General features: G+C 69.7%; 12 protein-coding genes. 4 read left to right on the forward strand and 8 right to left on the reverse strand.

The features are described 5' to 3' along the window. Window positions 1-49: 49 nt before the first annotated feature. From U9R90_RS17610 to U9R90_RS17620, 3 genes are read right to left on the reverse strand one after another with little or no spacing between them, the layout of a single operon-like run. Window positions 50-502 (reverse strand): GNAT family N-acetyltransferase, encoded by a 453-nt coding sequence (locus U9R90_RS17610; RefSeq protein ID WP_411057403.1) that lies wholly within the window; start codon window positions 500-502, stop codon window positions 50-52. 36 nt (window positions 503-538) lie between these two features. Beyond that, on the reverse strand, window positions 539-1,408 hold the full coding sequence (locus U9R90_RS17615; RefSeq protein ID WP_411057404.1) for a GNAT family N-acetyltransferase: 870 nt from the start codon (window positions 1,406-1,408) through the stop codon (window positions 539-541). Window positions 1,409-1,413: 5 nt separating this feature from the next. Beyond that, complete coding sequence (locus tag U9R90_RS17620; protein ID WP_411057405.1) at window positions 1,414-1,950, reverse strand: DUF2269 domain-containing protein; 537 nt, start codon at window positions 1,948-1,950, stop codon at window positions 1,414-1,416. 116 nt (window positions 1,951-2,066) lie between these two features. Here U9R90_RS17620 and U9R90_RS17625 point away from each other — a divergent pair, with 116 nt between their 5' ends. Together U9R90_RS17625 and U9R90_RS17630 are read left to right on the forward strand one after the other, a co-directional pair. Next, window positions 2,067-2,708, forward strand: coding sequence for an HAD family hydrolase (locus U9R90_RS17625; RefSeq protein WP_411057406.1), 642 nt, complete (start codon window positions 2,067-2,069; stop codon window positions 2,706-2,708). A 188-nt stretch (window positions 2,709-2,896) separates the two neighbouring features. After that, complete coding sequence (locus U9R90_RS17630; protein WP_411057407.1) at window positions 2,897-4,057, forward strand: globin domain-containing protein; 1,161 nt, start codon at window positions 2,897-2,899, stop codon at window positions 4,055-4,057. A gap of 24 nt (window positions 4,058-4,081) precedes the next feature. On the opposite strand, the gene U9R90_RS17635 is transcribed toward U9R90_RS17630, so the two are convergent. The 5 genes from U9R90_RS17635 to U9R90_RS17655 all read right to left on the reverse strand — a co-directional run bounded on the left by U9R90_RS17635 (window position 4,082) and on the right by U9R90_RS17655 (window position 7,806). Then, the gene (locus U9R90_RS17635; RefSeq protein WP_411057408.1) at window positions 4,082-4,564 is read right to left on the reverse strand and encodes an NUDIX domain-containing protein; all 483 of its coding nucleotides are present in this window, start codon (window positions 4,562-4,564) and stop codon (window positions 4,082-4,084) included. A gap of 59 nt (window positions 4,565-4,623) precedes the next feature. After that, on the reverse strand, window positions 4,624-5,547 hold the full coding sequence (locus U9R90_RS17640; RefSeq protein ID WP_411057409.1) for a LysR family transcriptional regulator: 924 nt from the start codon (window positions 5,545-5,547) through the stop codon (window positions 4,624-4,626). Window positions 5,548-5,767: 220 nt separating this feature from the next. Continuing rightward, the gene (locus U9R90_RS17645; RefSeq protein ID WP_411057410.1) at window positions 5,768-6,919 is read right to left on the reverse strand and encodes a cystathionine gamma-lyase; all 1,152 of its coding nucleotides are present in this window, start codon (window positions 6,917-6,919) and stop codon (window positions 5,768-5,770) included. Continuing rightward, window positions 6,916-7,416: a low molecular weight protein-tyrosine-phosphatase gene (locus tag U9R90_RS17650; protein WP_411057411.1), complete on the reverse strand. Its 501-nt coding sequence runs from the start codon at window positions 7,414-7,416 to the stop codon at window positions 6,916-6,918. Before U9R90_RS17650 ends, U9R90_RS17645 begins: the two co-directional genes overlap by 4 nt. 9 nt (window positions 7,417-7,425) lie before the next feature. Continuing rightward, window positions 7,426-7,806 carry a phage holin family protein gene (locus U9R90_RS17655; RefSeq protein WP_411057412.1) on the reverse strand — a complete coding sequence of 127 codons (381 nt, stop codon included), beginning with the start codon at window positions 7,804-7,806 and terminating at the stop codon, window positions 7,426-7,428. A gap of 53 nt (window positions 7,807-7,859) precedes the next feature. On the opposite strand from U9R90_RS17655, the gene U9R90_RS17660 reads away from it, so the two are divergent. Both U9R90_RS17660 and U9R90_RS17665 read left to right on the forward strand, forming a co-directional pair. After that, window positions 7,860-8,177 (forward strand): cupin domain-containing protein, encoded by a 318-nt coding sequence (locus U9R90_RS17660; protein ID WP_411057413.1) that lies wholly within the window; start codon window positions 7,860-7,862, stop codon window positions 8,175-8,177. A 207-nt stretch (window positions 8,178-8,384) separates the two neighbouring features. After that, window positions 8,385-8,597 carry a DUF5326 family protein gene (locus U9R90_RS17665; protein WP_411057772.1) on the forward strand — a complete coding sequence of 71 codons (213 nt, stop codon included), beginning with the start codon at window positions 8,385-8,387 and terminating at the stop codon, window positions 8,595-8,597. The last annotated feature ends 151 nt before the right edge of the window (window positions 8,598-8,748 follow it).

An 8,748-nucleotide genomic window follows, 5' to 3' on the forward strand; every position in this document is an offset into this window, starting at 1 on the left:
TTCACGTGAAACACGACGCGACTGCATGGCTGCCGGGGCAGGCGATGGCTCAGAGCTGGAGCTTGAAGCCCACATGCGAGGCCGCGAAGCCGAGCCGCTCATAGAAGCGGTGGGCGTCGGTGCGGGTGGCGTCGGAGGTCAGCTGCACCAGCTGGCAGCCCTGACTCCGGGATGCGTCGACCGCCCACTGAATGAGCTGGGTGCCAAGGCCGCTGCCGCGCTCGGCGCCGTGGACACGTACACCTTCGATGATCGAGCGGGTCGCGCCGCGCCGGGAGAGGCCGGGCACGATCGTGAGCTGCAGGGTGCCGACCACGCGGCTCTCGCGGACGGCGACGACCAGGTGCTGGTTCGGGTCCTGGGCCAGCCGCTCGAAGGCGATGCGGTACGGCGTGAGGTCATCGGGTGACTCGCGCTGGGCGCCCAGTGGGTCGTCGGCGAGCATGGCCACGAGGTCGGGGAGGTCCGCAACGGACGCTGGGCGTATCTCAAGATCGCTCATGTCGCGCAGCGTACGCCGGGCCTCCCCCCGGAGTGCTCAGCCCGCCGCCACAGTCAGCGGCGCGAAGCGGCGGGTCCAGTCGCCGGGCAGGTCCGAGATGCCGTGGACCATCACCGCGTTGAAGCCCCGGGACTCCACGCCCTGTGCCTTGATCCAGGTCAGCAGTTCCTCGTGGCGTACGTCGATATCGGTACGCAGTACACGGTCCGTGCCCTCGGCCAGCGAGGCGACCAGAGCCTTCGCCGTCTCGGTGTCCCGGGCGATCAGCGGGCCGATGACATGGGTGTCCATGTTCGGCCAGGCGGCGGCGTAGCCGGTGATCTCCCCGTCGACCTCGGCGACCCGGAGTTGATCGGCGAAGGCCGGCAGCCGCGTGATCATGTGAGTCCGGTCGGTGCCGAACACTTCGGCGTCCAGGCGTAGGAGCGGCGGCAGGTCCTCGGCGGTCGCCGGCCGGGTGCGTACGCCGGGCGCGGCGGCCGCGGTGGGTCGGAAGTGGCCACGGACCATCTCGGCGCGGCCGATTGTCTTGAAACCGAGCTCCTCATACAGCGGAGCGCCGTTCGCCGTGGCGTGCAGCGTGAGCGGGGTGGGCGCCGCGTCGGCCAGTACCTGCCGCATCAGGCGGCGGCCGACGCCCTGCCGGGCGTACCGCTCGGCGACCAGCACCATGCCGATCGCCGTCAGGTCAGGGTGCTCCCGAGGGCCGTAGTCGGTGGTGACACAGGCGGTGAGGAGACCGCCGTCCGGGGCATCGATGCCGTAGCCCGTTCCGGCTGCCAGGAGCAGGCCCCACTTGTGTTCCTCGCGGGGCCAGCCGCGGTCTTCGGAGAGGTCCGCGCAGGCGATCACATCGCGGGGCGTGAGTCGGCGGATAGGCAGTGCGGAGAGGGAAGGTGTCGACACGCTGGTCAGGCTGGCTGACGTACGCCTTTGCCGTCCACCGCTTTACGTGAGGTGGCGCGGTGCTTTCGGCCACGCTTGGTCAGGCCCCACGGCTTGAGGACCGAGATCACCGTCATGAAGAGATAGGCGGACAGCGAGACGATCGGGCCCGCCACCAGGTCGGCCGGATCGGCCACAGGTGCTCCCGCGGCCAGAGTGACGACGGTGTCGTTGATTCCGGGGCGTAGCGCGAAGACGGAGGCCACGGTGGTGCCGAGGGTCAGCCAGAACTTCGTGTAGACCCAGCGGTGCCTGGCAAGTCCCCAGGGTGTGCCGAGGGCGAGTACCAGGCCGCTCAGCAGTGTGAACAGGGCGAGGGGGATCACCAGCCAGTCCGCGAAGATCTTCATTGAGCGCGCGGCGGCCTCAGCGGTCCCCGCGGAGTCGGTGGTGAGCGCCGTGAGGGCGAGTGCGAGCAGCCCGAGGGTGAGCCCGAGCCAGCAGGCGGCGGAGGCGACATGGACAACGAGGGTGGCCCGGCGTGCGGGGCGGTTGAGTTTCACGTGAAACACGGTGCCGCGAAACTCTCAGCACGACGTCTGACAGGGGGAGTAACCCCGGCTACTAGCCTCGGCGTACGCGGGCCCGACCCGTGGGACAGGCCGTAGGCTCGGCCCTCATGCCACGCCTTCACCTCTTTGACCTGGACGGGACCCTGCTGCACGGCTCGGCGGCACCCGTGGAGATCTCCCGTCAGCTCGGCCTGGAAGACGAGATCGGGGAGCTTGAGCGCGACTTCGTCGCGCGGCGTATCGACTCGCGGGAGTACGCGGTGCGGGTGCACGCGCTGTGGGCAGGGCTCACCCGAGACCATGTGACGGCGGCGTTCGAGGGCGCGCCCTGGCTGGCCGGGATTCGGGACACCTGGGCGGAGATCCGGGGGCGCGGGGACTACTGCGCGGTGGTCTCGCTCTCGCCGTCGTTCTTCGTGGAGCGGCTTCTCGGGTGGGGCGCGCATGCCGCGCACGGGTCACGCTTCCCGGCGGTGCCCTTCACCGAGCCGGTCGATCCAGCGGGGATTCTGGACGCCGCGGCCAAGGTGCGCGTCGCGGACCAGCTCTGTGGGTCCTTCGGGGTGACGCGGGCCGACTGTGTCGCGTACGGGGATTCGCTGTCGGATGCCGAGCTGTTCGGTGCGGTGCCGGTCTCGGTCGCGGTGAACGCGGACCACCATGTGGCGCACCTGGCGACGCACGCCTACGCGGGGCGGGATCTGCGGGAGGCCTACGCCATGGTCCGCTCCATGCCGGACGCCCGGTAGGGAACACACGGGGCAACGCAGCCTAACGGCATGCGAGTTCGGTTACTCAGGCTTTCCGCTAATTGTCCGTGGCGATAACGCGTGGTGCCATCCTGCGCTGACGGGGCTGCGCCCAATGTCATGTTCTCGGCCCAGCCATCTGCATACGTGGGGAACCGAACCGAAAGCTGTTCGAGGCGAGGCACCGAATGAACGCTCCGACCACCCCGTCGGCCGATGGCAGACCCCCGGCCTCCCCCGACGCCGTCCGGGTCCGGCGCACCCTGCACGAGATCGCCCCGGTCGCCGACAAGGTCACCTCGTACTTCTACGCCCTGCTGTTCGTCCGCAACCCCGAACTGCGCGCGCTCTTTCCCGCCGCGATGGACACCCAGCGCGACCGCCTCCTCAAGGCGCTGCTGACCGCTGCCGAGAACATCGACCACACCGACGTCCTGGTCGGGTACCTCAGGAACCTGGGCCGTGGCCATCGCAAGTACGGCACCCGGCCCGCGCACTACCCCGCCGTCGGCGAGTGCCTACTCGGCGCGCTCATCCGGTTCGCGACCGCCTCCTGGGACAAGGAGACCGAGGCCGCCTGGGTGCGCACCTACACCACGATCTCCCAGATCATGATCGACGCGGCCGCCGACGACGAGCGCAGGAGCCCTCCCTGGTGGGTGGCCGAGGTCGTCACGCACGATCTGCGTACCCCCGACATCGCGGTCATCACCGTCCGCCCGGACCAGCCGTATCCCTTCCTGGCCGGTCAGTACACCAGCCTGGAGACTCCCTGGTGGCCGCGGATCTGGCGGCACTACTCCTTTGCCGGAACGTCACGCCCCGACGGGCTGCTGACCTTCCACGTCAAGGCGGTCCCGGCCGGCTGGGTCTCCAACGCCCTGGTCCATCGCGCCCGCCCCGGCGACACCCTCCGGCTCGGCCCGCCCGCTGGTTCGATGACCGTCGACCACTCCACCGAGAACGGCATGCTGTGCCTGGGCGGCGGCACCGGCATCGCGCCCATCAAGGCACTCGTCGAAGACGTCGCCGAGCATGGCGAGCGGCGGCCGGTCGAGGTCTTCTACGGCGCCCGCAGCGACCTCGCTCTGTACGACATCGACACCATGCTGCGGCTGCAGCGGTCCCACCCCTGGCTCTCGGTGCGCCCGGTGGTCGACCGGCAGAGCCACCACATCCAACTGCCCGACGCCGTACGCGCGTCCGGACCGTGGGACGAGTACGACGCGTTTCTCTCGGGGCCGCCGGGGATGATCCGCAGCGGTGTCCATGTGCTGCGGGACGTCGGCATCCCCTCGGACCGCATCCGCCATGACTCCGTCGAGGAGCTCGTCGCCGCGGAGGACTGAGCGCCCAAGAGGGATCAGGAGGGATCAGCCCAGGTCGGGAGCGTGCATCGCGCGTACGCCCTCGATGTTTCCGTCCAGGTAGTGGCGCAGCGACAGCGGTACGAGATGGACCGAGGCGATTCCGACCCGGGTGAAGGGGATACGGACGATCTCGTACTCGCCCGCGGGCTCCTCGACCTCGGGGCCGTGCCGCAGCGCGGGGTCCATGGACTCCAGGCGGCAGACGAAGAAGTGCTGGACCTTGACGCCGGTGGCTCCGCCGTCCGCGCCGATGTGCTCGACGGTGTCGACAAAGCAGGGCACCACGTCGGTGATCTTCGCTCCGAGTTCCTCGTACACCTCGCGATGCAGCGCGTCGACGACGGTGGTGTCCTCCGTCTCGACTCCCCCGCCGGGCGTGACCCAGTACGGGTCCACACCTGGCTTGGTGCGCTTGATCAGGATCAGGTCGTCGCCGTCGAGGAGAACGGCTCGTGCGGTGCGCTTGACCACGGGTCGGACGGTCATGCAAGGAATGTGGCCCGTCCTGTTCCACGTGAAACACAACGGGAAGCTTTGAGCCCCGGTCAGCTCCAGTCGACGCCGGCACGCAGCAGCCACTCATGCGCCCGCGCGATATGCGGCATCGCGAGTGTGCCGGTGCGTACCACCAGGAAGTACGTGCGCAGCGGCGGCACCGCGGGCTCCAGCAGCGCCATCACATCGCCGCGTGCCAGCGCATCGGCGCAGAGATAGCGCGGCAGCACCGCGAGCCCCGCTCCGGCCACCACGCAGGCCAGCACGGCCCGCAGATCGGGGACCACGACGGTACCCGCGGCCGCGGGGCGGGAGTCGAAGACGGCGGCCCAGTAGCGGGAGACGAACGGCAGCGACTCATGGACCTCCACCACCGGCACATCCTCCAGCGTCGGCAGGACTTCCAGTACGGGCGTCACCGGATGCCGCACCTTGCCGGGACCGACCTTGGTGGCCCATCCGGGGGCCGCCACCAGGACGTGCTCCTCGTCGCAGAGCGGAGTCGCGGTGAGCAGCCCGCCGCGCGGCTGAGCCGTGGAGATGGCCAGATCGTGGTGTCCGGCCGCCAGCCCTTCCAGGGTCTCCTCGGCGTTGCCGAAGGAGGCGCGTAGCGCGAACGCCTGGCCGTCCTCACCCGTGAGGGTGGTCAGCGCGGGTAAGGCGCGCTCCGCCGTGAACTCCGGGGGCCCCGCGAGATGCAGGGTGCGTACAGACGACTCCTCGTCGGGACCGCTCTCCACGATCTCCACCAGCGCGTCCAGATGCGGGGCCGCCTTGTGGGCGAGCTCGTCGCCGATGGTCGTGGGGGTCACCCCGCGGGCCTGGCGCAGGAAGAGCGGGCGGCCCAGCTGCCGCTCCAGCGTGCGGATCTGCGCGGTGACGGCGGGCTGTGAGAGGCCGAGCAGCGCGGCGGCCCTGGTGAAGGAGCCGGCTCGGTGCACCGTGACGAATGTGCGCAGCAGGGCCAGGTCCATCGGAAGCTCCTCCCCCTCCCTGTGACCCCGCCTGTATCCCCGCTCCGCCGGAACCCCGCTCGCGCCCAACTATAAATAAGTCGATAGGTCTCTGTCGCTACCGTGATTGGACACTGACACAGAGTCAACTAGCCTTGTTCGCGCGGTTCTTCGCGCGCAGAACCGGGACGGTCCGAGCCACGAGGGGGGAGGCTCGGACCGTTCGTTGTGCGTAGCCGCGCTACCGCGCCGCCGACTCGTCCAGCGCACGCAGCACATCCGCCACCAGATCCCCGGTGTCCTCGGCTCCGGCCGAGAACCGGACGAAGCCCTCCTCAACGGCGTCCCCGCCCCAGCGGCCACGCCGCTCGGCGGTGGAGCGTACGCCGCCGAAACTGGTCGCCTCCTCCACCAGCCGCAGCGCCGTAAGAAAGCGCTCGGCGCGCTCGCGGGTCGGCAGCGTGAAGGAGACCACGCACCCATGGCGCCGCATCTGCCGCGCGGCGAGCTTGTGCGAGGGATCATCTGCGAGCCCCGGATAGCGCAGCCCGGACACCTCGGCGCGACCGCGCAGCGCCTCGGCGACGGCCAGGGCGTTCACACAGCCGCGGTCGGCCCGCAGCTGGAGGGTGGCCAGCGAACGGTGCGCGAGCCAGGCCTCCATCGGTCCCGGAATCGCCCCGACGATCTTGCGCCAGCGTCGTACGCCCGCAGCCAACTCACTGTCCGCGCAGGTCACATAGCCCAGCAGGATGTCCCCGTGCCCGGTCAGCTGCTTGGTGCCACTGGCCACCGAGAAGTCCGCGCCCAGTTCGAGCGGCCGCTGCCCGAGCGGGGTGGCCAGCGTGTTGTCGACCGCGACCAGCGCGCCGCGCGCGTGCGCCGCGTCGGCGAGGCGGCGCACATCGCAGACGTCGAGCCCCGGGTTCGAGGGAGTCTCGAGCCACAGCAGCCGGGCGCCGTCCAGCACGTCGAGCTGCGCATCGCCCGCGGTGGGCGCGGTGCGCACCTCGATGCCGTACGCCGTCAACTGCTCGCGCACCAGCGGCAGCGCCTGGTACCCGTCGTCCGGCAGGACCACCACATCGCCGCTGCGCAGCTGCGAGAACAGCACCGCGGAGATCGCCGCCATCCCGGAGGCGAAGACCAGTGTCTCGACGTCCTCGCCCGGTGCCTCCAGCTCGCCGATGGCGCGTTCGAGGTGGGTCCAGGTCGGGTTCTCGTCGCGGCCGTAGGTGTACGGACCGGTCGGGTCACCCGGCAGATGGAAGTGGGCGGCGAACGTCGGCCCCGGGAGCGTCGGCTCGTTCTTGGCCGCCTCGGGCAGCCCGGCCCGCACCGCGCGCGTGCCGTCCCCCACCTCGAAGAAGCCGCTGTCGTCGAGTTCGCTCACGCGGCCCTCCGTCGCACCGCCGCGTCCCGTACCGCGTCCAGCAGTCCGGGGCTCGCGGCCTCCACCATCTCCAGGCACTCCTCGAAGCCGTCCATCTCCCCGTAGTACGGGTCGGGCACGTCCCGCTCCGTACCGGCGGCAGCGTCGTACGACCGCAGCAGCCGCACCTTCTCGGCGTCCGCCGGTGTCGGCGCGAGGCGCCGCAGCGCCCGCAGATGCCCGGAGTCGAGCGCGATCACCAGGTCGAGCCGGGCGAACCACTCGGCGTGGAACTGCCGTGCCGTATGGCCGCCGTCGTAGCCGTTCGCCTCCAGTACGGAGACGGTGCGCGGGTCGGCCCCGTGGCCCTCGTGCCAGCCTCCGGTGCCCGCGCTGTCGACCTCGACCAGACCGGTGAGGCCGGCCTCCTCGACCCGTGCGCGGAATACGGACTCGGCCATCGGGGACCGGCAGATGTTGCCGGTGCAGACGAAGCAGACGCGAAAGGGGTCGCTCATGGGCGTCGCTCAGTTCTTGTCGTCGGGCAGGACCACGTTCATCGCCCAGGAGACGATGCTGATGATCAGGCCACCGAGCACTGCCGTCCAGAAGCCGTCGACGTGGAAGCTCAGCTCCAGCTTGTCGGCGAGCCACGAGGTGAGCAGCAGCATCAGTGCGTTGATCACCAGCGTGATCAGCCCGAGGGTCAGGATGAACAGCGGGAAGGTCAGCACCTTCACAATCGGCTTGACCAGGAAGTTCACCACGCCGAACACCAGGGCGACCAGGACCAGCGTGAGGACCTTGCGCGGGGTGCTGTCCCCGGTGAGGGTGATCTTGTCCAGCAGCCAGATGGCGACCGCGAGTGCGGCCGAGTTGGCGATCGTCTTGACTACGAAATTCTTCATGTGTCTGATCGTGGCAGACGTGATCTGCGGTGGGAGTGAGGGCGGGCAAGGCGATGAAGGTATTCCGGCTGGACGAGCTCGAGGCGGAACGCGTCGCGAACGACGGGGCATATCTGCAGTTTCTGCGCGAACGGCACATGTCGGTCGGGCTGTACGCCCTGGACGCGGGGCAGACCGACCCGCAGCAGCCGCACCGCCAGGACGAGGTGTACTTCATCGCCAGCGGCCGGGCCTCGGTGACGGTGGGCACGGAGACCACGACCGTGGGCCGGGGGAGCGTCGTCTACGTACCCGCGGGGGTGCCGCACAAGTTCCACCACATCAGCGAGGACCTGCGGGTTCTGGTGGTCTTCTCGCCGCCGGAGAGCTGATTTCGCACCCTGTACGGGGCTGATCCCTCACCCGGAAGGCTGCCTGGAACCCCAGGGTTCCCTAAGGGAAGGGTCAGGGAAGGACAAGGGATCGCGGGCCCCAATCGCCACCGTGCGCGCTCTAACATCGAAGCAGAGGCTCGGAGAAGGACTCGAAGAGCTCGGGAATCCGGAGAGATCTGGAGAAAGAGGTGTAGGGCGATGGCCGTGCAGCAGATATTCGCGGGGATGCCGTGGTGGGTGAAGTGGGTCGCCGTGCCGGTCATCGCCCTGGTCGTCTTCGGTGGTGTGATCGGGTGGTTCGTCAGCATCATCGTCAGCCTGCTGTTCAAGGTGCTGATCTTCGCCGCGCTCGTCGCCGGACTCATCTTCGTCGTACGGAAGTTCACCTCCTCCTCGTCCTCACGCAGCGACTGGTGACCGGGTAAGCCGGGGGAACCAGGTTCGCCCGGCCGGGGGAATGTTTCGGCCATCGCCTCCACCGACCCGGGGTGGAGGGCTACAGTCCGGAAACCGACGCGGGATGGCCCCCGCGGGCGAGCGCCCCGCCCACCCCCGTGGCTCCGTACGG

It is taken from the genome of Streptomyces sp. E11-3 (assembly GCF_046540415.1).
GTDB lineage: Bacteria > Actinomycetota > Actinomycetes > Streptomycetales > Streptomycetaceae > Streptomyces.